Here is a 21111-nt window from a genome sequence, read left to right as displayed (position 1 = left end):
TCCAGCTTGCTTTCACCAAAAATGCTGTGGCGCTCCCCGCAGTTGGGGCACTGGAAATAGCTGTAGTTCTCAATGAGGCCCAGGATGGGCTTGTGCATCATGTCCGCCATGCGTACCGCCTTGGTGACGATGAGGGATACCAGGTCCTGGGGAGAGGTCACCACCAGGATGCCGTCCACAGGGATGGACTGGAACACCGTCAGGGGTACGTCACCGGTGCCGGGGGGCATGTCGATGAGCAGGTAGTCCAGCTCGCCCCAGCGCACGTCAGACCAGAACTGCTTTACCACCCCTGCCAGCAGACTGCCCCGCCAGATCACCGGGTCGCCGGGGTTTTCCAATAACAGGTTCAGGGAGATCACCTTCACCCCCCCGGCGGTGATTTCCGGGAAGATGCTCTCCCCATCCCCCATGGCGCGGCCATGGATGCCAAAGGCGGTGGGGATGGAGGGGCCGGTGATATCCGCGTCCATAACCCCCACCTGGTAGCCCTTCTGGGACAGGGCAGTGGCCAAGCAGGCGGTGATGGAGCTCTTGCCCACACCGCCCTTGCCGGACATAACGGCAAAGACGTGCTTGATGGTGGAGTATTTGTTCAGAGGTGCGATGAGGTCTTTTTCATCTACGTGCTCGCAGCTGGAACCGCAGGTGCTGCAATCGTGGGTGCATTCTTCGGACATGATAATCTTTCCTTTCTTGTGTTAGCTGACGCTTCAGAAAAACACAGCATAAAGTTTTCGTCCACCTTTTTCAAAAGGTGGCGGAGTCCAGAGGCAGCGCCTCTGGCAGGGTGCAGGGGCAGCGCCCCTGCTGGGTTTGGGCGAAGCCCAACGATCATTCGTCAAAACAAAACTTAATACTCATAACTCCCCCCACCGATAAACTCCCGAATCAAAGAAGCCGGCGGCACCAGCTCCGGGTCAATGGGATGGAAGTATTCAAAACCCTTAATCAGCTCCAACAGCTCCCGCCGCCGCTCATTCTCCTGGGGGACCGCCTGCATCAGAGGCATGGCGTAGTGCTTCATCACCGAGACCTCGTAGGGGATGGAGGAATCAAACATGTAGCTGGCCCGCTTTTTGAAGGGGGAGATGTACAGCTTTTCCCCCCGGCGCACGTTGCTCCACATGTCCATGGTCTCGTCCACCCCGGTGCCCCGGAAGTTGTAGTCCCGCACTGCCCGCCGGGCCAAGCGCATCCAGGTGCCCTTGAAGCGCAGCTCCTCCCCCTCTAGGATGTTGGAGCGGGCGGAGATGTACAGGCAAGCGGCCTGGGGATAGCGTCCGGCACAGTCGTCGTTGAGGGCGTGGATGCCCTCGAAAATGGCCACCTCGCTCTTCCCCAGCTTTAGGGGGGTGCCCAGGTGGTCGTTGCGCATCTGCCGGGCGAACTCGAATTTGGGCACCAAAATGGTCTCCCCCTTGGAGAGCTTGGTGAAGTGGGTGTGGAGCAGGTCCATGTCCATGCACAAGGGGGACTCAAAGTCCACCAAGCCGTCTGCCGTCCGGGGGCAGGTTTTCAGGTCCAGGGTCTTGAAATAGTTGTCCATGGAGATGGTGTGGGTGTTCACCCCCCGGCGGTTGAGCTCCTCCTCAATTTTCATGGCGGTGGTGGTCTTGCCGGAGCCGGAGGGGCCGGAGAGCAGCACAATGGGGCTGTGGGCCAGGTTGTCCAAGATGACCTCCACGGCCTTGCAGATTTTCTCATCGTAGGCGGCGTCGCAGGACTCCAAAAACCCCTTGACGTCCTGGTCAATCTGGCGGTTGATCTCCTGTAGCTGGTAGGTGGGTTGTACTCTATACATTTGCTCGGTCCTCCCTTTCTCTGTATGGATGGTATGGGGAATGGGAAGCTGGGTGCGCCACACTGGGGCTTTTGGCTATTGTGCCCCTAGGCCCAGCTTCCAAGCGCGTTTTTCTTCCAGGATACGCGGCAGCGCCCGGAGGTATTCCTGGGGATATTTTGGGTTGCCCAGCCGCTTCACCTTGCCGTCCCCCACCTGCTTGGTGATGCCCCCGGCCCCCAGGGCCAGGACGGGGTGGAGCTCCTCCATCATGCAGATGTTGTACACGCTGGCGTAGCCCGGGCGGCACCAGCCCACGTTTTCCAGGGCGCCGGACATGAATTTTTGCCGGTAGAGGTAGTAGGGCCGGTAGCCCCGGGCCCGGAGGGTAGGCCAGGCGTAGTCCAGCATCCCCGCCACGGCGGGGCCGTCTGGCAGGTCCTGGGCCTGCCAGCTCCGCTCTGCCCCCCGTTTCAGGGACAGGGTGTGGACGGTGATGTTCTCCGGGGCCAGCTCCAACACCTCCTCCAAGGTGGCCCGGAAGCCCTCTGGGGTATCTGTGGGCAGGCCGGCGATGAGGTCCATGTTCACCACGTCAAAGCCGGTGTCCCGGGCCAGACGGTAGGCGCTGCGCACGTCCTGGGCACAGTGGCTGCGGCCAATGGCTGCCAGCACGCTGTCGGACATGGTCTGGGGGTTGACGGAGACCCGGTCCACCCCGGCCTCCCGGAGGACGTCCAGCTTTTCCTGGGTGATGCTGTCTGGCCGCCCGGCCTCCACGGTGAACTCCGCCCCTGGGATGCGAGGGAAGTGCTTGCGGATGGCCTCCAGGAGCTGTTGCAGCTGGGCAGGGGAGAGGGTGGTGGGGGTGCCGCCGCCTAGATAGATGGAGCGTACCCGCCCGGCCTGCTGGGCCACGGCCTCCCCGGCGGCTTGGATTTCTTCCAGCAGGCCATCCAGGTATTGGGGGATGAGCTTGTTGGCGGAGCCGGAGCTGGAAATGAAGGAGCAGTAGGCACAGCGGGTGGGGCAAAAGGGGATGCCCACATAGAGGGACAGCTCCTGGGGGTGCAGGGACTGCTTCACCCGCAAGCTCTCCTGGGCGCAGTCCATGGCCAGCTGGCGGCGGGCGGGGGAGACCCGGTAGAGGGTGCGCAGCTGCCGTTCCGCCTCCTGGGGGGTGGCCCCGGCCTCCAAGGCCCTGGTGGGCAGCTTCACCGGGCGCACCCCGGAGAGGAGGCCCCAGGGGGGTTCGGTTTCCAGGCAGTCCACCGCCGCCAGATAAAAGGCCCGCTGTAGGGTGCGGCGGATGAGCCGGGTGGTGGCCACTGGGTCCTCCTGGGGCAGCTCACTGCGGCGCACCCGGCAGCGGCGGATATAGGTCTCGCCCCCCCGGCGCAGCACCGCCGTGGCGGTGCACCACACGGGGCGCTGGGAGAAGGAGAGCTCCAACTCGTTGTCCCCCCCCGGGGGGGTGCTGGGATAGCTGGGCCGCTCCTGGGGGAAGAGGGTCAGGAGGGTTTGCTCCACGGCGTAGGTCTCCTGGTGGCCGGAGAAGTAGAGCTTCATTGCAGGGCCTGGCGGACAAAGGGGTTGCGGGAGCGCTCTGTGTCCAGGTCGGAGGTGCCCTCATGGCCGGGGCACACCCGCAGGTTCCCTTCCAGGTTTGCCAGGCGCTTGAGGGATTGTAAAATCACCCCAAAGCTCCCTCCCACGAAGTCCGTGCGGCCGCAGGAGCCGGCAAAGAGGGTGTCGCCGCAGAAGAGCACGTCCCCCACCTGGAAGGTCAGGGAACCGGGGGAGTGGCCGGGGGTGTGGAGGACTTGGATTTCCGCCTGGCCGAAGGGGATGCTGTCCCCATCGCTGACGGTATGGATGCCCTCCACCGGGGCCAGGAGCATGTATTGGTCCCCCTTGCCCTGCCAGTTGACTTCTTTTTCGTGGACATACACCGGCAGGCCGGGGTAGCGTTCCAGCAGGCCGGGGACCCCCAACACGTGGTCGAAGTGGCCGTGGGTGATTAGGAGCATGGCGGGGGTGCAGCCAGCCTGTTCCATCTCCCGGGCGATGTCGCCGCTCTGGTCACCGGGGTCGATGACGGCGCATTGCTTGGTGTCGGTGTCCTCCAATAGGTAGCAGTTGGTGCCGATTTGCCCCACGGGCATACGCTTGATCTGTAACATAAAGTTCCCTTCTTTTCCTAGCCTTTCCGGTCTCGTTGATGTGGTTCGATTCACATGGTATTCACATGGTATCCGTATCCATCCAGATGGTGACGGGCCCGTCGTTGACGGAGCTGACGGCCATATCCGCCCCAAAGCTGCCGTGGGCCACGGAGAAGCCCTTGTCCTGGCAGGTTTTTAAGAAGTGCTCATACAGGGGGATGGCCACATCGGGCTTGGCCGCCCCGGTGAAGCCTGGGCGGCGGCTTTTGATATCCGCATAGAGGGTGAATTGGGACACCACCAGCAGCGCCCCGCCCACGGCCTCTAGGTTTAAGTTCATCTTGCCCGCTTGGTCGGAAAAAACCCGCAGGCCGCAAATTTTATCTGCCAATTTCTCCGCCTGGGCGGGGGTATCCGTGGGGGCGATGCCCAGCAAAACCAGGAAGCCGGTGCCGATCTCCCCAGTAACCGCCCCGTCGATCTCCACCTTGGCGGAGGATACTCTGGTCACCACTGCGCGCATCATGGGACCCTCCTTTATCTCATGGATTTCATACGAAGGTATTATAGCATGGCAGGCAAAAGCCGTCAATCAATCCAAGAAAAAACCGCCGCCCCCTCTTGACAGAGGGAGCGGCAGCGTATATACTACAGCTAGAGGGGCCGGTCAGCGGCTGGCCCATTAAGCTAGTTTTTTTGCAGTAGCCGTCTGGTGGCCGCCGGGCGGCTACTTCTCTTTTCTCCGGTCATTCCGCACTGTATGCACAAAGGCAAGCAGGTTGAGAACAACAAGAGCGATCTGACACACATCCGTGATGCTGGAAATATGGATGAGAATGGTCATAGCTCCTCCCCCTTTCCAGGGGGCAAATCGAAGGAAGTGATTTAACCCCCTATATGTAATGGGGGCCAACCGCCTTTGACGTGATCCTTTCGCTGTAGCCCTTGTAGTTTACCATGGTTCGACAGGAAAGGCAAGAAAAAACCGCCGCCCCCCTCTTGACAGAAGGGGGCGGCAGCGTATATACTACAGCTAGAGGGGCCGGTCAGCGGCTGGCCCATCGACTAATTTATTTCTGCTATAGTAGCCGTCTGGTGGCAGCCTAGGCGGCTACTTCTCTTTTCTCCGGTCATTCCGCACTGTATGCACAAAGGCAAGCAGGTTGAGAACAACAAGAGCGATCTGACACACATCCGTGATGCTAGAGATATGGATGATAATGGTCATAGCCCTTCCCCCTTTCCAGGGGGCAAATCGAAGGAAGTGATTTAACCCCCCTATATGTAATGGGGGCCAACCGCCTTTGACGTGATCCTTTCGCCGTAGCCCTTGTAGTTTACCACGGTTCGACAGGAAAGGCAAGAAAAAACCGCCGCAAAAGGGGCTGTATCCACCTACTGTGTGGATACAGCCCCTTTGTGCTGTTGCAAAGCTGCCATGGAATCAGGCGGTTATTCTTCGCTGTCCTCCTGCCGGGTTACGGCAATGGACAGGTCGTCCAACTGCTTGTCGTCTACCACGTCCGGGCAGTCCATCATCAGGTCGGAGGCGTTCTGTACCTTGGGGAAGGCGATCACGTCCCGGATGGAGGTGGCCCCGGTCATGAGCATTACCAGCCGGTCCAGGCCGTAGGCCAGGCCGCCGTGGGGGGGTGCGCCGTACTGGAAGGCATTCACCAGGTGCCCGAAACGCTCCTGGATGTCCTCCTGAGCCAGCCCCAATGCCTCAAAGGCCTTGGTTTGCAGCTCCGGTGTATTGATACGGATGGAGCCACCCCCCAGCTCGGTGCCATTCAACACAATGTCATAGGCCCGGGCCCGGCAGTTTTTCTTGTCTGTGAGAAGCTTGTCCTCGTCCTCAGCCATGGGGGCGGTGAAGGGATGGTGCATGGCCTGGTAGCGGCCCTCCTCCTCAGACCACTCGAACATGGGGAACTGCGTCACCCACAGGAAACGGAAGTCCTTGGGGTCCAGCAGGCCCAGCTGCTTGGCGCACTCCACCCGCAGGGCCCCTAGGGCGGCAAACACCACCTCTTCCTTGGCGTCCCCTACGATGAGCACCAGGTCCCCGTCCTTGGCCCCGGCACGCTCCAAAATGGCGGCGTTCTCCTCATCAGTGAGGAACTTTTGATAAGAGGAGGTCACCTTGCCGTCCAGCATCCGGGCCCAGGCCAGGCCCTTGGCCTGGTAGGTTTTCACAAAGTCCCCCAGCTTGTCAATCTTCTTCCGGGGGAAGTCGGCGGCGTGGCCGTCCAGGTTGATAAGGCGCACAGTGCCCCCGGCCTCGATGGCACCGGAGAACACCCCAAAGCCGCAGTGTTTCACAATGTCGCTGATGTCCTTGAGCTCAAAGCCAAAGCGCAGGTCGGGCTTGTCAGAGCCGAAGCGGTCCATGGCCTCCCGCCAGGGCATGCGCTGGAAGGGGGTTTGGACCTCCACGTCCAAGACCTCCCGGAACACCCGCTTTAGGAAGCCCTCCTGGATGGTCTGGATCTGCTCCTCGTCCAGGAAGGACATCTCAAGGTCAATCTGGGTGAACTCCGGCTGGCGGTCCGCCCGGAGGTCCTCGTCCCGGAAGCAGCGGGCGATTTGGAAATAGCGGTCGAAGCCCGAGAGCATCAACAATTGCTTATACTGTTGTGGAGACTGGGGCAGGGCGTAAAACTTCCCAGGGTGGACCCGGGAGGGCACCAGATAGTCCCGGGCCCCTTCGGGGGTGGACTTGGTGAGGATGGGGGTTTCAATCTCCAAAAAGCCCTGCTCATCGAAGTAGTCCCGGCAGATTTTGACGATCTTGTGGCGCAGGGCAAGGGTGCGCTGCATATCCGGGCGGCGCAGGTCCAGGTAGCGGTATTTCAGACGTACCGCGTCCTTTACGTCGGAGTTTTCCACAATCTCAAAGGGCGGTGTTTCCGCCTTAGCCAGGAGGCGCAGCTCTGTGACCTGGATTTCCACAAAACCTGTGGGGAGGTCGGGGTTTTTGGACTCCCGTTCCCGGACGGTGCCGGTGGCGGCGATGACGTATTCCCCCCGGAGGCTCTCGGCCTTTTCAAAGAGGGGACGGGGGGTGCTGTCGTCAAAGGCCAGCTGTAGGAGGCCGGTGCGGTCCCGCAGGTCGATGAAGAGCAGGCCGCCCAGGTCCCGGCGACGCTGGACCCAGCCGCATACGGAGATGGTGCGGCCGATGTCCTCTTGGCGTAGGGTGCCGCAGTAGTCCGTGCGGCGGAAGTTTTGTAGGTTGTCCATAAGTGTGTTCCTCCAAGTTTCTATATAGAGATCACTCTGTGTCTAATATGTGTTTGATGTAGGCCCAACTTTCCGGGTCAAATTCGTAAGCGGAGAGCTTGTCCCGGAGGGTTTCCCTTTGATGGGTGAGAGTTTCCTGACATTGGGACAATTTGGCGTTTAACGCTTGGTTTTCCTCCTGTAGCTTGTGATAAGCGTAGGAATAGTTGAAAAAATACTTTGTGAAAACCAGCCATTCAATGGCCTGGTAGGTTTCGGAATGAGGGTCGATATAACCATTGTCCTGTTTATATTTGATACGTAAGAAACTCACGCTTCTCAGGTCATTCAATTTCAAGACGGAATCATGGGACAAAAAGGGGAAATCCTCTCCTTTGAGGAGAAAGAAATTGCTTTTGCTTTCTGGGTTATCCTTGGGGTGGTAGGCGTTTCTGTGGGCGTCGATCCTGTTGTTGTAGGAGCAGATAGGAAGGACATACAGTAATTTTCCCGACACACCGATGACAAGACCCCTGTGCTCATAAGACATTTCTGGGATATAGTTCTTGCCGAACTCGAACTGATAAATATTGCCTTTCCTTACCTGCCTGTTGGGAATGGGTTTGTTTTTGTTTGCGGCCCAAAAGAGATCGGATTCCGCATAGCGGTTGATTTCGTCTTGGTTGGGGTTGTTCAAGGTCAAGGTATTCAGTGCGGTCAGCGATTTGATATATTTTTTCATAATGTCGCTCCGAATAAAAAAAGGCCATAGAAAACTCCATGGCCTTAACCAAGCATAGCCTGGGTGGTCTTGCCGACCTAAATCAATTGGGAATATGCGACCTTGTCGGTCTAAAAGGAAAGTATCGCTACTTTCGTTCTTATTATATGCAGCTTTCTGTGGCTTGTCAATAGGGATTTTTTACTGCCCCGTAAAGTACCGGAACAGCAGCAGCGCCACCGCCAGCACCACGATATAGAGGATCAGCTTTACTCTGGGGTGCTTCATTCCGCCCCCTCCTTCTTCTCCCGGATGGGCTTTCCACCTTCCCGCTCCGCCAGGGCGGTTTGGATACGCTGGGTGGCTTCCTCTGGGGTTAGGCTCTCCTGGGTGCCGGTGGCCATGTCCTTTACCGCCACCAGCCCTTGGGCCAGCTCATCCTCTCCCAGGAAGGCCACATAGGGGATGCCCAGCTTGTCGGCATAGCTCATCTTTGCCTTGAACTTCTTCTGTTCGGCATACACCTGGGTGCGTATCCCCGCCTGGCGCAGGCGGGTGGCAAAGGCGATGGCAGGCTGTAGGTCTGTGGTCATGGGCAGCACCAGCACCTGGGCTGGGGCGGTGGGCAGCTCTGCATTCAAGTAGCCCTGTTCCCCCAGCACGTAGAACAGCCGGGTAAGGCCGATGGAGATGCCCACGCCGGGGAGCTTTTTGTCGGTATAGTACCCCGCCAAATCGTCATAGCGCCCCCCGGAGCAGATGGAGCCAATTTCCGGGTGGTCCAGCATCACCGTCTCGTACACGGTGCCGGTGTAGTAGTCCAGCCCCCGGGCGATGGTCAGGTCCACGGCGAAGTGGTCCTCTGGCACCCCAAAGGCGGGGAGCAGCTTGGTCACCAGGGTCAATTCCTCCAAGCCCTCGTCGAAGATGGGGTCCCGTCCCCGGTAGCCCTCCAGGGCGGAGAGGACGGCGGCGTTGTCCCCGGTGATGGCGATGAAGCGCAAAATCTCCCCGGCGGCCTCCTGGGGGATGCCCCCCTCTGTCAGCAGCGCCTGGACCTTCTCCGCCCCGATCTTATCCAGCTTGTCCACGGTGCGCATAATCTCCCCTGACTGCTCCGCCAGGCCCAGCATGGTATAAAAGCCTGTGAGGAGCTTGCGGTTGTTCACCCGGATGCGGAAGCGTTCCAGCCCCAGGGAGGTAAAGGCCTGGTAGATGATGGCGGGGATCTCCGCCTCGTTGGAGATGTCCAGCTTGCCGTCGCCGATGACGTCGATGTCGCACTGGTAGAACTCCCGGAACCGCCCCCGCTGGGCCCGTTCCCCCCGGTAGACCTTGCCGATCTGGTAGCGGCGGAAGGGGAAGGCCAGGTCGTTGTAGTGCAGGGCCACGTATTTGGCCAGGGGGACGGTGAGGTCAAAGCGCAGGGACAGGTCGCTGTCCCCCTTGGTGAAGCGGTAGATCTGCTTTTCCGTCTCCCCGCCGCCCTTGGCCAGGAGGATGTCCGAGGACTCGATGGCCGGGGTGTCCAGGGGGGTGAAGCCGTAGCGGCTATAGGTCTCCCGGAGCCGGGAGAGCATTTCCTCAAACTGGACCTGGGCAGGGGGGAGCAGCTCCATGAAACCGGACAGGGTCCGGGGCTTGATTCGATCCATAAAAGGCGTTCCTTTCTTTTTCCATTTCTCTTTCCATTCTTTTATGCCCCTTTTTCCTCCGGCGGGGAAGAAAAAGGGGCGAAAAAAAGTACATCATAAATGGGCCATAGGCCGGGTTTTCTCACACGGTGACAGGCTTAATGGACGGGTTCACCAGCTCCCGCCAGTCCAGGTCCCCCCGTTCCAGGCCGTGGATGAGGATTTCTGCCGTGGCGGCGTTGGTGGCGAAGGGGATGTTGTACTGGTCGCACATCTGGTTGATATACTTCATGTCCTCGTCCAGCTCCCCGCTCTGGGGGTCGGAGAAGAAGAACACCATGTCGATCTCATTGTAAGCGATCCGGGCCCCGATCTGCTGGCTGCCCCCGTGGGCGTGGGAGAGGAACAGCCGCACCGGCAGGCCTGTGGCCTTGGCCACCAGGCGGCCTGTGCTGTTGGTGGCGCACACGGTGTGCTTGGACAGCACGCCGCAGTAAGCGATGCAAAACTGCACCATCAGTTCCTTCTTGTTGTCGTGACTCATTAGCGCAATATTCATTCTGGGATCATCCTTTCAGCTTGCCTCCGGAGCCCGGAAGCCCACAAAAAAACCTTCTGCTCAACGCAGTTTCATCAATGGTGTTTCCTGTCCCGTCAACCGCAGGGCGATGTTGCGGAACGCCGCCCCTGCACTGCGGGGGCCGTTGGTTGCCACCAGGCGCCCGGCCCCTGCCGAGAGCACCACCTCCACGTCCTCCGGCACCAGCCCCAGCAGGGGCAGGCCCGCGGCGTCCATGGCGTCGTCGATGGTGGCCCCCAGGCGGCGCAGCAGCTTGCCCTGCACCCGGTTCACCACCAGCTGGACCCGCTCCAACTGGGAGAGCTGGAGCACCACCCGTTGGGCATCCCGCAGGCTGGCGGGGTCGCTGAGGGTCACCACCACCCCCCGGTCCGCCCCCCCCGCGGCCAGCCGGAAGCCCGGCCCCAGGCCTGCGGGGGAGTCTAGGAGGATGGTGTCGTAGTGCTGCCGGGCCTGGTCCAGGAGCCCCAGGAAGGGCCCCAGCTCTGCCAAGGCCTCTGGCAGGCTCAGGGGTGCGGTGAGGAGAAACAGGTTTTCCACCTTGGGATGAACGGCCGCGGCCCGCTCCAAGGAGCAGCGCCCCGCCAACACGTCGCTGAAATCCATCAGGGCGGCGTCCGCCATGCCCAGGGACAGGTCCAGGTTGCGCAGGCCCACGTCGCAGTCCACACACAGCACCCGCTGCCCCAGCCGGGCCAGGGCGGCCCCCAGACCGGCGGTGAGGGTGGTCTTCCCGGTGCCGCCTTTTCCAGATGTGATGACGATTGTTTCGCCCACGGCCATTCCTCCGATACTTCTGCTCCATTGTACCATATTTTCGGATACAATGCAACCACGTTTTGTGCAAAGGGCACGAATACCTTGGCCGAACCCCCGCCTGTTCCCAGGGGTGGGGCCAGGGTTCAGCCGTTCTTGATTTTACTCCACCGCCGGGGGTAGCCGGGGGGTGTGGGACGGGCCTTCAAGACGGTGACGATGCGCTGGTAGGTCTCGCTGCCCGGCAGGCGGTAGTCCATAACGAAGGGGGGTTCGCCCCCCAATGTTTGAATGATGGGCGCCGCCGCCTCAATTTCCTCGTCGGTCTTGTTGCTCTTCATGGCCAGGAACAGCCCCCCGGGTTTCACCAGGGGCAGGCACAGCTCCGCCAGCACCGGCAGGGCCGCCACCGCCCGGGACACCGCCGTGTCATAGCGCTCCCGCTGCTCCTTGTCCAGGCCCAATTCCTCCGCCCGGCCTTGGAGGATGGTGACGTTGTCCAGGCCCAGTTCTCCCACCACCTCTGCCAGCCAGTCCAGGCGCTTGCCCTGGCTGTCCAGGAGGGTGATGTGGGCGCTGGGGTCCAGGATGGCCAGCACCAGGCCGGGGAAGCCTGCCCCGGTGCCCACGTCCACCACGGCCTTCCCTTGGAGGGCCCGGGTGGGGAGGAGGGCGGCGCTGTCCAGGAAGTGCCGCCGCACCACCTCCGCCGGTTCCGTGACGGCGGTGAGGTTCATCACCTGGTTTTTTTCCAACAGCAGGTCGCAGTAACGGCCCAGCTGGTCCAGGGCGGCGGGGGCAGGGGAGAGGCCCAGGGCGGTGAGCCCTGCTGCCAGGGTTTCGGTTAGTTCAGGGGACATGGGGCACCTCTCAAATTTCCATGATTTTTCCCGAGGCCAGGGAGTAGGTATACATAATCACCAGAAAGACCATGAAGGCCACGCCGATCCAAGCCAGGACCCGGGCCTTGCGGCTGTAGGGCCTGTGCTCTGGGGGCTGCTGGGGGGTGGACTCTGGCTTGTCCTGTTCCCGCTTGGGGTTCTCGTTCATCGTGTTTCCTCTCATCTCAGCGCTTGCTGATGACTTCCAGGCCGCCCAGGTACTTTTGCAGCACCTCCGGCACCTTCACGCTGCCGTCGGGGAGCTGGTTTTGCTCCACCAGGGCGGGGAAGATGCGGCTGGTGGCCAGGCCGGAACCGTTGAGGCTGTGCATCAGCTCCGGCTTCCCTGTGCTCTCCCGGCGGAAGCGGGCGTTGCCCCGGCGGCACTGGTAGTCCCGGGCGTTGGAGACAGAGGAGACCTCTTTGTACCCGCTCATGGAGGGGATCATAATCTCAATGTCGTAGGTCCGGGCCATGGAGGCGGAGCAGTCCCCGGCGGCCAGCTTTACCGTGCGGAAGTGGAAGCCCAGGCCCTTCACCAGGTTTTCCGCCTTGGTGACCAGCTCTTCAAAGGCGGCGTCGGAGTCCTCCGGGCGGGTGAACTGGAACATCTCCACCTTGTTGAACTGGTGGCCCCGGACCATGCCCCGCTCCTCCGCCCGGGCGGACCCGGCCTCCCGGCGGAAGCAGGGGGTGCAGGCAAAGAGCTTTTTGGGCAAGTCCGCCTCGGAGAGGATTTCATCCCGGTACAAGCTGGCCAGGGCGGCCTCCGCTGTGGGGAGCATATAGTGGGAGCGGCCGTCGGTGGGGTTCTGGATCTTAAAGACCTCGTCGGCGAATTTGGGGAACTGCCCCGCCGTCTCCCCGCACTGGTATTCCAGCATGTAGGGGGGCAGGATGAACTGGTAGCCGTCGGCCAGGTGGCTGTCGATGAAGTAGCTCAGCAGGGCCCATTCCAGCTGGGCCCCCAGGCCGGTGTACATCCAAAAGCCGGAGCCCGCCAGCTTCACCCCCCGGGGGTAGTCGATGAGCCCCAGGTCGGTACACAGGTCCACGTGGTGCTTGGCGGGGAAGTCAAAGGTGATGGGCTCCCCGAAGTAGCGCAGGGGTTCGTTGTTCTCCTTGCCCCCGCCCTTCAAGTCGTCGTCGGGGAGGTTGGGCAGGGCCAGCATCATGGCGTGGAACTCCGCGTCCACCCGGCGCAGCTTTTCGTCGTTGGCGGCGATGACAGCCTTGAGCTCCGCCATGCGCTTGAACACCGGCTCCGTGTCCTCCCCGGCCTTTTTCAGCTGGGGGATGGTCTTGGAGACTTTATTTTGCTCCGCCTTCATCTGTTCTGTGGTGAAGATGATGTCCCGGCGCTCCTTGTCCAGCTCCAGGATGCGGTCAATCTCTTTGTCGCAGTCCACTTCCTTCTTCTTCAGGGCGGCCTTGATCCGCTCAGGGTCCTCTTTCATGCGCTTGATGTCTAACATAATCTCATACCTTTCCTGCTGTGGTTTCTATCAAATGTTTCACGTGAAACATGTTGTGCGTTAGCCTAAAATCCGGCAGAGGGCCTCATAGCTCTCCTGGGGGGAGGGGGCCCCCTCCACAGGGGAGCTGTCCGGCAGGGCCTCCACCAGGCCGCTGTCCTGGAACTGGGCCAGCAGCTCCTTGGCGCTGACGTGGGAGCTGCGCAGGGCGGTTTCCAGCTGCCGCAGCCATTCCACCGCCTCCATCTCCCGCTGGGCGGCCTCCACCTGGCCTTCCAAGGCCGTCACCTGGTCTTCCAGGTCCCCCAGCTTTAGTTGGAGCTGCCCGTTGGCGGTTTTCAAGTCCTCCTGGGCGGAGGTTATGGAGTCATTGAGCTTCACCAGCACCTGGTGGTTGCGCTGCTGCATCAGGAAGGACACCAGCAGCAGCAGGAAGGCGGCGGCGAAGAGCACCAGCAAGTAGCGGGTCACCCGTTTGGCCCGGAGCTTGCTGGGTTTGTTTTCCGGCGGGGTCACTTCATGGCTCATTGGGGGGCCTCCCTTCCTGTTTTCAATTTTTTTAGGGCGTCCATAAGGGCCTCCAAGTCCTCCTTGTCGTAGTATTCCAAGGTGAGCTTGCCCTTTTTCCGCCCCTGGGCGATGGTCACCCGGCGGCCCAGGCGGTTGGTGAGCTGCCGCTCCGCCTCCTGGTAGTAGATGGCAAGGGGGGCCTCCTCCTTGGGTTTCTCCCCTTGGAGCAGCCGCTTCACCCGCTCCTCGGTCTCCCGGACGGAGAGCCTTTTCTTCTGGATTTCCTCCGCCAGGGCCATCTGGGCCTCTGGGGAGGGGAGGGGCAGCAGGGCCCGTCCGTGGCCGGCGGAGAGGGTGCCCTGCTCAATGGACCACTGGATTTCCTGGGGCAGGCCCAGCAGGCGCAGGGCGTTGGCCACCGCCGGGCGGGATTTGCTCACCCGCTGGGCGGCCTCCTCCTGGGTGAGGCCGAAGTCCCGGATCAAGGTCTGGAACCCGGCGGCCTCCTCCATGGGGTTCAAGTCCTCCCGCTGGAGGTTTTCAATGAGGCCGATTTCCATGACCTTCCGGTCGTCGGCCTCGATGATCAGGGCGGGGACCTCGTGGAGGCCCGCCATCCGGGCGGCCCGCCAGCGGCGCTCCCCGGCGATGATCTGATAGTAGCCCGACGAGAGCCGCCGGACGGTGAGGGGCTGCAGGACCCCGTGTTGTTCAATGGACGCCGCCAGCTCCGCCAGGGCCTCCTCGTCGAAGTGCTTCCGGGGCTGGTTCAGCCCTGGTTCCACCTGGGAGATGGGGAGGGAGACAGAGCCGCCCTCCTGGGTGTGCAGGCTCACGTCCCCCAGCAGCGCGTCTAAGCCTTTGCCCAAGGCCATATCGTATCACATGCCTTTCAAGATGTTGTTTCGTTGGTGGATGTGGGGATGGGGTTGCGCTCCAAAAATTCCTCCGCCAGCTGCCGGTAGGCCAGGGACCCCCGGGAGGAGTAGTCGTAGGCGTTCACCGGCTTGCCGTGGCTGGGGGCCTCGGAGAGGCGGACGTTCCGGGGGATCACCGTGGAGAACACCTGGCCGGGGAAGTGGCGCTTCACCTGCTCCGCCACTTGGAGGGAGAGGTTGGTGCGGCCGTCGTACATGGTGAGCAGGACGCCCTCAATGTCGATGGCGGGGTTCAGCCGCCCCTTGACGATGCGGATGGTGGAGATCAAATCGCTGAGCCCCTCCAAGGCGTAGTACTCGCACTGGACGGGGATGAGGATGCTGTCCGCGGCGCACAGGCAGTTTAGGGTGAGCATTTCCAGGGAGGGGGGGCAGTCGATGAGGATGAAGTCGTAGGCCTCCCCCAGGGGGGCCAGGGCGTCCCGGAGGAGGAACTCCCGCTTTTCCAGGTTGATCATCTCCACCGTGGCCCCAGCCAGGGCCTTGTTGGCGGGGAGGATGTCCCCATAGGGGGTGTTCACCACCGCGTTGGCGGCGGGGGTGCTGCCGATGATGGCCTCATAGACTGTGGGGAAGGCGGCCACCTTGTCCACCCCCAGGCCGGAGGTGGCGTTGCCCTGGGGGTCGAAGTCGCACACCAGCACCCGGGCCCCGGCGGCCCGGAGGCAGGAGGCGAGATTGACGCAGCTGGTGGTTTTTCCAACGCCGCCCTTTTGGTTGACAAAGGCAATGGACTTGGCCATAGGGGTCCCCTCCTGGAATCATCCGCCGGATGCGGCGGTGGGATATGGATAGGGGTTCATTATACCGCCCTGGCCTAGCATTTGCAAGGTTTTCCATAGAACTTGCGTAAAAAAAGATGGATGTTTCACGTGAAACATCCGGAGGGCGTGGGGTTATTTTGCAGGGTTTCCTTTTGGAATGCGGATGGTCAGGAGGATGTGGTCCCCCGCCTCCTCCCGGCTGCACTGGGCGTCCACCCCGGCGGAGCGCATCACGGTGAGGCCGTGGTCCACGGTGTTGAGGAAAAAGCGCACGTCCCGGATGAACAGGGGGCGGCGGTTGGGCTTGTCCTGGGTCTGGGCCTCCTGGGCTTTGAGCTGGTCCTCCACATACTGTTCCGTCCGGGCCACCGTCCAATGCTCCTGGACGATGCGCTCCGCGGCGGCCATCTGGGCCTCCGGGGTGGGCAGGCGGAGGAGGGCGCGGCCGTGGCGTTCGGTGCCGCCGTTTTTCCGCAGCAGCTCTAGGGCGGCCTCCGGCAGCCGCAGCAGCCGCAGCTTGTTGGCCACCGCCGACTGGGATTTCCCCACCTTGGTGGCGGCCTCCTCCTGGGACAGGCCATAGACAGAGATCAGCCGTTCCAGGGCCTTGGCCTCCTCCCAGAAATCCAGGTCCCGGCGCTGGATGTTCTCAATGAGGGAGAGGAGGCAGGAGTTGGTGCGGTCGGCGGAGAGGACCAGGCAGGGGACCTCACTGAGGCCGCACAGCAGGGCGGCCCGGAGGCGGCGCTCCCCGGCGATGAGCTCGTAGCGTCCGCCCCCCAGGCGGCGGACGGCCAGGGGCTGCAGGATGCCGTGGACGCGGATGCTGTCCGCCAGCTCCGCCAGCCCGTTGGGGTCGAAGGTGCGCCGGGGCTGGTCGGGGTTGGGGGCGATGACATCTGGGGAGAGCATGGTGACACGGGTGTTTTCCAATAGACCTCGTTTGTATAGGACCGGCATGATGGGAGCCTCCTCTCTTTTGTTGGGCAAATTTTACCACGTCCGCCGGGGGAATCCCCCTTAATGCTGTCGAGGCCCTCAAGTTTTCCGCCCATGCACAGGCCTGGGGAGGAAAAACAGTGGACGCTGCCGGGGAGCTGTGGTACAATAATAAAAAAAGAAGGTGAGGCCCATGGATACAGAGACAACCATGGCCCAAGGGCTGTATGGGGCGGATACCAATGCCCGGTACGACGCGGCTTGTAAACGGGTGCTGTCGGAGAAGTTTATCCTGGCGTGGATTATGAAGTCCTGTTTGGAAGAGTATCGGGACTGCAATGTCCGGGAGTCTGTATGGACCCGCCCAAACGCAAAGAGAACACCATCAACCGCTACCGCTTAGTGGAAGAGCATTTGGTGGGGGAATCCACAGAACCTGTGAAAGACTACGACCTACTGTCCGTTGTCATGCTCTGTCTGGGCAAGCCAGAGGGGGAGAACTACCAGGGCGTATTGAAGATGCTGGATGTGTTGTTCTCCAACGAAACCAGTGTGACAGACAAAAAGAAACTCTTAGAGGATGAGTATGACATCCCAATGACGCAGAAACTGGATGAGGAGGTGTCGTCTATGTGTAATCTGAGTGAAGGTGTGATGCGTAAGGGTGTGGCCAAAGGTGTGACAAAGGGTGTTTTGTCCTCCATCCAGAGCTTGATGAAAAATATGGACCTATCAGAGGAGCAGGCTATGGCGCTCCTGGACATTCCAGAAAAGGAGCGGCAAGGCTATCGGGACTTGCTGAAAAAACAATGACAAAAAACGCCAGCTGTTCAAGGCAGTTGGCGTTTTTCTTTTACAGCTCCGTTCCTGACGGGTATATCCGTCCCCAGCCCGGCCATACTACCTGGGAGAATGAAAGGAAAGGGGGGTCTGCCCATGGACTGGCTTGGACCCAAGGAGCACGGGGCTCCGCCCCATCCCCGCCGGGAGCCCCGCTACCCCGGGGCCCTCAGTGGGGAGGGCATCCGCACGGTATTTGAGGGCTGCGCCGACTTCCAGGAGCGGGAGGTCCTCATTGGCGGGGACCCGGAAAAGAAGTGCGCCGCCTTTGGCATTGCCGGGCAAATCCGCACCGAGCGTTTGAACGATTACGTCCTGCGCCCCCTGGCCACCAGTGAGCTTTTACGGGATGCCCTCCCGGAGGCCGCGGTGCGTATGCTCCTGGAGGGCATCGTCTACAGCCAGAGCGTCACCCTCTGCACCACCTTGGATGAGGCGGTATTCGCCCTGGTGGACGGCAGCGTGGTGCTGGACTTCCCCGGGGACGGGCGGATGGTGGCCTATGCTGTGCCCACCGAGGAAAAACGCTCCGTGAGCCCCCCGGAGAATGAGCCCGCCATCAAGGGCGCCAAGGACGGCTTTGTGGAGTCCGTGCGCACCAACACCTCCCTGGTCCGCCGCCGCCTCCGGGCCCCGGAGCTGAAGATTGCCGAGGTGATCGTGGGCCGCCAGAGCATCACCCCAGTGGACATCCTCTCCATCCAGGGCATCACCGACCCCGCCCTGGTGGCGGAGGTGACGCGGCGCATTGAGGCCATCGACACCGACGAGCTCTTGGAGACCGCCGGGCTAGAGGAGCAGATTGTGGACGAAGTGGACACCCCCTTCCCCATGATTGCCTACACCGAGCGTCCGGACCGCTTCTGCGCCGGGCTGGTGGAGGGCAGGGTGGGGGTGATTGTGGACGGCATCCCCCTGGGCTACCTGCTGCCAGGCACCGTGGGGCAGTTCTTCACCACCGGCCAGGACCGCTCCCAAAACTGGATTGCCGCCTCCTGCCTGTCCATCCTGCGGTATTTCTGTATGCTGGGCTCCCTCTTCCTCCCGGCAGTGTACGTGGCCGCGGTGAACTTCCACCCGGAGATGCTCCCCGCCCGCCTGGCCTGGTCCATCTCCGAGGCCAAGGCCAACGTGCCCTTTTCTACCGTATTTGAGGTCATCATTATGCTCCTGGCCTTTGAAGTGATTCAGGAGGCAGGGCTGCGCCTCCCCGGGCCCATCGGCCAGACGGTATCCATTTTAGGGGGCCTGGTGGTGGGCAGCGCGGCGGTGGAGGCCCAGATTGTCTCCCCGGTGGTGCTCATTGTGGTGGCCATTGCGGGCATCGCCGGGTATACCGTGCCCAACCAGGAGTTTTCCACCGCCCTGCGCCTGTGGCGCTTCCTCTTTGCCATCGCCGCCAGCTTGGGGGGATTGTTCGCCGTGGTGGCGGCAGCGGCGGTGCTGGTGAGCCGTCTGGCTCAGTTGGAGAGCTTTGGGGTGCCCTACCTGACCCCCTTTGCCGCCTCCGGTGGGGAGCGGAAGGCGGGGCATGGGGTCGTCCGCTGGCCCCGCCCCTGGGTAAAGTTCCGGGAGCAGGCCCTCCACACCAGGAATATCAGGAGACAGGGGTGAGGAAGATGAGACGGATGTTGGTGGTTCTCCTGCTGGGCTGCCTGCTGGGCTGCCTCAGCGGCTGCGCCGGGACCCCCCAGAGCCGGGAGAGCGGCAGCAACGCCGTGGTGAGCCTCCTGGGGGCGGAGGGGGCCGGGGGGAAGCTCACCCTCTACGCCGCCACCGAGGGCCGGGGGGACGAGGACGCCCAGATGTTCCACGGCCAGGGGGCCACCCCTGCCGCCGCCGTGGAGGCCCTCATCGACCAGGGCCGCCAGGTGGTGAACAGCGCCCATGTGGAGCACCTGCTCCTGGGGGAGGACAGCCCCACCCTTTTGCCGGAGCTGTTGAGCTACGCCTTCCAGCAGCCGGAGCAGAGCACGGAGACCCAGCTCTGGGTGGTGCGCGGCAAGGGCCTAAAGGAGACCTTTACCCCGGCGGCAGACCCCGCCCAGCGGATGAACGTACTGAAAGCCGCAGGCCAGGACCGCCAGGGCTTTGAACCCCTGACCCTCCGGGAGGCCGCCGCCGCCCTGGCAGAGGGCCGGGCCCTGCTGATCCCCGCCTTAGCGTCTGGGGAGGAGGGCTTATACTTCTGGGGCTATGCCCTCTATGGGGAGGGTCGCTTCACCGGCTGGCTCACCGGCAACGCCGCCTTGGGGGCGGCCCTGCTCCAAGGCCAACGCATCCACTGGACTGCCTCGGCAGGGGACCAGGCGGTGCTGCTCCAAAGCCGGGGCTGCCGGGTGGCCCCTGTGCTGGAAGAGGGCAAGCTGACGGGACTGGTCCTGCGCTGCCAGCTGGAAGGGGTGGCCGCCGGGGGCTGGGAGGCGGCGGACACCCAGCAATTGGAGCAGGAGACTGCCCAGGCCATGAAGGAAGCCCTGCGCTGTATGCAGTTTGCAGGCAGCGACGGCGCCGGGATTGACCGCCAAGCCACCCTCCGCCGCCCTGCCCAGTGGACCACCGTACACCAACAGTGGGAGGCTGCCTTCCCCGGCTTGAAGTATCAGGTAGAGGTGGGGGTGACCATGGCGGAGCGGTACTGAACCACCCAAACGGAAACACTGCAAGGAGGCCTACCCATGCACGACCATAAGATATCCTACCGGCAACTGCGCACCATCCTCCTCCTGGCCCTCCTGCCCCTGGCCACGGAGCTCCTTCCCAACCGCCTCCAAGGGGCGGGCAGCGCCGCCTGGCTCTGCCCCCTGCTGGCGGGGGCGGTGGCCATGCTCCTGGCCCTGCTGCTCCTGAAAAGGAAATTTTTGGGAAATGGAGACCTGGGGCAGCAGATGGCCCAGCGCTGGGGGAAGCTCCCCGCCCGGACCTTGGCGGCCCTGTTTTTCCTCTGGGGCCTCTTCCTTCTCACCGCCCACGCCAGCCGCCTGGGGGGGCGCCTGGCAGATTCCCTCCGGGCCTCGCCCATCCTGCTCACTGGGGCGGTGCTGCTCCTGGCGGGGTGGATGACCGCCCGGGGCCTGCCTGCCTTTGCCCGGGCCTGCGAGGTGTTCGCCCTGGCGGTGGGCTTTGGCTTTGCCATGATCCTGCTCTTTGGCATCTTTCGCCTGCGCTGGGGCTATGTACTCCTATTTACAATAGGAGAGCTGGGGCAAGTGCCCAGCGGGGCCCTCACCACCCTGGGCACCCTGGCCCTGGGGACCTACGCACTATTTATAATAGGAGATGTGCGGGAGGAGGAGGGCAGCGGCTGGCGGGGGCGGCTGGCCCTGGGGGCGCTGTTCCTCCTGGTGGCAGCGGCGGTGCTGCTGGTGCTGGGCCGCTTTGGCCCCGCCCTCACCGGGGAGATTGACCGGCCCTTTTTCCAAATGGTGTCGGGGCTGGGCTTCCAGGGGGCGTTCCAGCGATTAGAGGAGCTGGCCTCCGCCCTGTGGGTGCTGGGGGATGAGGCCCTGCTCGGCCTGCTGCTGCTGAGCCTGCGCCGCCTGCTGGCCCAGGCCAGTGGGTGTAAGGAGGGGCAGGCTATGGGATGGAGCCTGACGGCCCTGGTATTCCTGGGGGCCCTGGCTACGGCTTTCTGGAATAGTGTGATGCACAGCCCTATCCTACCCTGGGGCAACCTGGCCTTTGGGGCAGGAATCCTCCTCATTCTAGCTTTTTCGAGAAAAAATGAAAAAACTTCAAAAAAGCCCTTGACAAATGAGGGATAGAGTGGTATTCTATCAAAGCTGTCGCGAGCGGCGGTCCCGGAGAGCGGGTGAGCGAGAAAAAGAACTTGAAAAAGATGAAAAAAGTTCTTGACAAGCTCCGAAAGCTGTGATATAATAGCTGAGCTGACACGGGCGA

At 62.2% G+C, this 21111-nt stretch carries 22 protein-coding genes; 5 read left to right on the top strand and 17 right to left on the bottom strand.

Going from position 1 to position 21111, the window contains the following annotated elements:
- From ACTOZL_RS08245 to ACTOZL_RS08165, 17 genes are all read right to left on the bottom strand, one after another.
- The coding region (locus ACTOZL_RS08245; protein WP_482477816.1) for a P-loop NTPase at window positions 1-680 on the bottom strand (680 nt) is incomplete at its 3' end.
- A 173-nt stretch (window positions 681-853) separates the two neighbouring features.
- Window positions 854-1804, bottom strand: coding sequence for a uridine kinase family protein (locus tag ACTOZL_RS08240; RefSeq protein ID WP_482477815.1), 951 nt, complete (start codon window positions 1802-1804; stop codon window positions 854-856).
- 75 nt (window positions 1805-1879) lie between these two features.
- Window positions 1880-3352 (bottom strand): coproporphyrinogen dehydrogenase HemZ, encoded by a 1473-nt coding sequence (hemZ, locus tag ACTOZL_RS08235; protein WP_482477814.1) that lies wholly within the window; start codon window positions 3350-3352, stop codon window positions 1880-1882.
- Window positions 3349-3966, bottom strand: coding sequence for an MBL fold metallo-hydrolase (locus tag ACTOZL_RS08230; RefSeq protein WP_482477811.1), 618 nt, complete (start codon window positions 3964-3966; stop codon window positions 3349-3351). The genes hemZ and ACTOZL_RS08230 overlap by 4 nt, the downstream gene beginning before the upstream one ends.
- Window positions 3967-4027: 61 nt before the next feature.
- On the bottom strand, window positions 4028-4471 hold the full coding sequence (gene dtd, locus ACTOZL_RS08225; RefSeq protein ID WP_482477818.1) for a D-aminoacyl-tRNA deacylase: 444 nt from the start codon (window positions 4469-4471) through the stop codon (window positions 4028-4030).
- A gap of 929 nt (window positions 4472-5400) precedes the next feature.
- Complete coding sequence (gene aspS / locus ACTOZL_RS08220) at window positions 5401-7194, bottom strand: aspartate--tRNA ligase (RefSeq protein WP_482477809.1); 1794 nt, start codon at window positions 7192-7194, stop codon at window positions 5401-5403.
- A gap of 31 nt (window positions 7195-7225) precedes the next feature.
- Entirely contained in the window at window positions 7226-7915 is a 690-nt protein-coding gene (locus ACTOZL_RS08215; RefSeq protein ID WP_482477808.1) for a hypothetical protein, read from the bottom strand.
- A gap of 263 nt (window positions 7916-8178) precedes the next feature.
- Complete coding sequence (gene hisS, locus ACTOZL_RS08210) at window positions 8179-9549, bottom strand: histidine--tRNA ligase (protein WP_482477806.1); 1371 nt, start codon at window positions 9547-9549, stop codon at window positions 8179-8181.
- Window positions 9550-9670: 121 nt separating this feature from the next.
- Window positions 9671-10087, bottom strand: a complete 417-nt coding sequence (locus ACTOZL_RS08205) for a methylglyoxal synthase (RefSeq protein ID WP_482477805.1) — start codon at window positions 10085-10087, stop codon at window positions 9671-9673.
- Between the two features lie 60 nt (window positions 10088-10147).
- Window positions 10148-10891 carry a nucleotide-binding protein gene (locus ACTOZL_RS08200; protein ID WP_482477803.1) on the bottom strand — a complete coding sequence of 248 codons (744 nt, stop codon included), beginning with the start codon at window positions 10889-10891 and terminating at the stop codon, window positions 10148-10150.
- A 119-nt stretch (window positions 10892-11010) separates the two neighbouring features.
- A complete protein-coding gene (rsmG, locus tag ACTOZL_RS08195; RefSeq protein WP_482477801.1) occupies window positions 11011-11724 on the bottom strand; it encodes a 16S rRNA (guanine(527)-N(7))-methyltransferase RsmG in 714 nt (237 codons plus the stop codon).
- A gap of 10 nt (window positions 11725-11734) precedes the next feature.
- Entirely contained in the window at window positions 11735-11929 is a 195-nt protein-coding gene (locus tag ACTOZL_RS08190) for a hypothetical protein (RefSeq protein ID WP_482477800.1), read from the bottom strand.
- A 1-nt stretch (window position 11930) separates the two neighbouring features.
- The gene (gene serS, locus ACTOZL_RS08185; protein ID WP_482477799.1) at window positions 11931-13220 is read right to left on the bottom strand and encodes a serine--tRNA ligase; all 1290 of its coding nucleotides are present in this window, start codon (window positions 13218-13220) and stop codon (window positions 11931-11933) included.
- Between the two features lie 60 nt (window positions 13221-13280).
- Window positions 13281-13748: a hypothetical protein gene (locus ACTOZL_RS08180; RefSeq protein ID WP_482477798.1), complete on the bottom strand. Its 468-nt coding sequence runs from the start codon at window positions 13746-13748 to the stop codon at window positions 13281-13283.
- Complete coding sequence (locus tag ACTOZL_RS08175) at window positions 13745-14605, bottom strand: ParB/RepB/Spo0J family partition protein (protein ID WP_482477797.1); 861 nt, start codon at window positions 14603-14605, stop codon at window positions 13745-13747. The genes ACTOZL_RS08180 and ACTOZL_RS08175 overlap by 4 nt, the downstream gene beginning before the upstream one ends.
- Before the next feature lie 17 nt (window positions 14606-14622).
- Window positions 14623-15411 carry a ParA family protein gene (locus tag ACTOZL_RS08170; RefSeq protein ID WP_482477796.1) on the bottom strand — a complete coding sequence of 263 codons (789 nt, stop codon included), beginning with the start codon at window positions 15409-15411 and terminating at the stop codon, window positions 14623-14625.
- A gap of 153 nt (window positions 15412-15564) precedes the next feature.
- Window positions 15565-16392, bottom strand: coding sequence for a ParB/RepB/Spo0J family partition protein (locus ACTOZL_RS08165; RefSeq protein WP_482477795.1), 828 nt, complete (start codon window positions 16390-16392; stop codon window positions 15565-15567).
- A gap of 172 nt (window positions 16393-16564) precedes the next feature.
- Between ACTOZL_RS08165 and ACTOZL_RS08160 the strand changes: the two genes are divergently transcribed.
- The 5 genes from ACTOZL_RS08160 (at window position 16565) to ACTOZL_RS08140 (ending at window position 20975) form a co-directional block, all read left to right on the top strand.
- Complete coding sequence (locus ACTOZL_RS08160; protein WP_482477794.1) at window positions 16565-16774, top strand: hypothetical protein; 210 nt, start codon at window positions 16565-16567, stop codon at window positions 16772-16774.
- Entirely contained in the window at window positions 16726-17184 is a 459-nt protein-coding gene (locus ACTOZL_RS08155; protein ID WP_482477793.1) for a hypothetical protein, read from the top strand. Before ACTOZL_RS08160 ends, ACTOZL_RS08155 begins: the two co-directional genes overlap by 49 nt.
- A 123-nt stretch (window positions 17185-17307) precedes the next feature.
- Window positions 17308-18825: a spore germination protein gene (locus tag ACTOZL_RS08150; protein ID WP_482477792.1), complete on the top strand. Its 1518-nt coding sequence runs from the start codon at window positions 17308-17310 to the stop codon at window positions 18823-18825.
- A 5-nt stretch (window positions 18826-18830) separates the two neighbouring features.
- Window positions 18831-19853 carry a Ger(x)C family spore germination C-terminal domain-containing protein gene (locus ACTOZL_RS08145; protein ID WP_482477791.1) on the top strand — a complete coding sequence of 341 codons (1023 nt, stop codon included), beginning with the start codon at window positions 18831-18833 and terminating at the stop codon, window positions 19851-19853.
- A gap of 36 nt (window positions 19854-19889) precedes the next feature.
- The gene (locus tag ACTOZL_RS08140; protein WP_482477789.1) at window positions 19890-20975 is read left to right on the top strand and encodes a GerAB/ArcD/ProY family transporter; all 1086 of its coding nucleotides are present in this window, start codon (window positions 19890-19892) and stop codon (window positions 20973-20975) included.
- The last annotated feature ends 136 nt before the right edge of the window (window positions 20976-21111 follow it).

Source organism: Evtepia sp., from assembly GCF_056797215.1.
The sequence above is the reverse complement of the archived record's forward strand: the minus strand, read 5'-3'. Positions and strand labels throughout refer to the sequence as shown.

Bases quoted from the DNA above. Each gene is read 5' to 3' on its own strand.
- ACTOZL_RS08240 (WP_482477815.1), bottom strand. From the start codon at position 1,804: ATGTATAGAGTACAACCCACCTACCAGCTACAGGAGATCAACCGCCAG.
- hemZ (WP_482477814.1), bottom strand. From the start codon at position 3,352: ATGAAGCTCTACTTCTCCGGCCACCAGGAGACCTACGCCGTGGAGCAA.
- ACTOZL_RS08230 (WP_482477811.1), bottom strand. From the start codon at position 3,966: ATGTTACAGATCAAGCGTATGCCCGTGGGGCAAATCGGCACCAACTGC.
- dtd (WP_482477818.1), bottom strand. From the start codon at position 4,471: ATGCGCGCAGTGGTGACCAGAGTATCCTCCGCCAAGGTGGAGATCGAC.
- aspS (WP_482477809.1), bottom strand. From the start codon at position 7,194: ATGGACAACCTACAAAACTTCCGCCGCACGGACTACTGCGGCACCCTA.
- ACTOZL_RS08215 (WP_482477808.1), bottom strand. From the start codon at position 7,915: ATGAAAAAATATATCAAATCGCTGACCGCACTGAATACCTTGACCTTG.
- hisS (WP_482477806.1), bottom strand. From the start codon at position 9,549: ATGGATCGAATCAAGCCCCGGACCCTGTCCGGTTTCATGGAGCTGCTC.
- ACTOZL_RS08205 (WP_482477805.1), bottom strand. From the start codon at position 10,087: ATGAATATTGCGCTAATGAGTCACGACAACAAGAAGGAACTGATGGTG.
- ACTOZL_RS08200 (WP_482477803.1), bottom strand. From the start codon at position 10,891: ATGGCCGTGGGCGAAACAATCGTCATCACATCTGGAAAAGGCGGCACC.
- rsmG (WP_482477801.1), bottom strand. From the start codon at position 11,724: ATGTCCCCTGAACTAACCGAAACCCTGGCAGCAGGGCTCACCGCCCTG.
- ACTOZL_RS08190 (WP_482477800.1), bottom strand. From the start codon at position 11,929: ATGAGAGGAAACACGATGAACGAGAACCCCAAGCGGGAACAGGACAAG.
- serS (WP_482477799.1), bottom strand. From the start codon at position 13,220: ATGTTAGACATCAAGCGCATGAAAGAGGACCCTGAGCGGATCAAGGCC.
- ACTOZL_RS08180 (WP_482477798.1), bottom strand. From the start codon at position 13,748: ATGAGCCATGAAGTGACCCCGCCGGAAAACAAACCCAGCAAGCTCCGG.
- ACTOZL_RS08175 (WP_482477797.1), bottom strand. From the start codon at position 14,605: ATGGCCTTGGGCAAAGGCTTAGACGCGCTGCTGGGGGACGTGAGCCTG.
- ACTOZL_RS08170 (WP_482477796.1), bottom strand. From the start codon at position 15,411: ATGGCCAAGTCCATTGCCTTTGTCAACCAAAAGGGCGGCGTTGGAAAA.
- ACTOZL_RS08165 (WP_482477795.1), bottom strand. From the start codon at position 16,392: ATGCCGGTCCTATACAAACGAGGTCTATTGGAAAACACCCGTGTCACC.
- ACTOZL_RS08160 (WP_482477794.1), top strand. From the start codon at position 16,565: ATGGATACAGAGACAACCATGGCCCAAGGGCTGTATGGGGCGGATACC.
- ACTOZL_RS08155 (WP_482477793.1), top strand. From the start codon at position 16,726: ATGGACCCGCCCAAACGCAAAGAGAACACCATCAACCGCTACCGCTTA.
- ACTOZL_RS08150 (WP_482477792.1), top strand. From the start codon at position 17,308: ATGGACTGGCTTGGACCCAAGGAGCACGGGGCTCCGCCCCATCCCCGC.
- ACTOZL_RS08145 (WP_482477791.1), top strand. From the start codon at position 18,831: ATGAGACGGATGTTGGTGGTTCTCCTGCTGGGCTGCCTGCTGGGCTGC.
- ACTOZL_RS08140 (WP_482477789.1), top strand. From the start codon at position 19,890: ATGCACGACCATAAGATATCCTACCGGCAACTGCGCACCATCCTCCTC.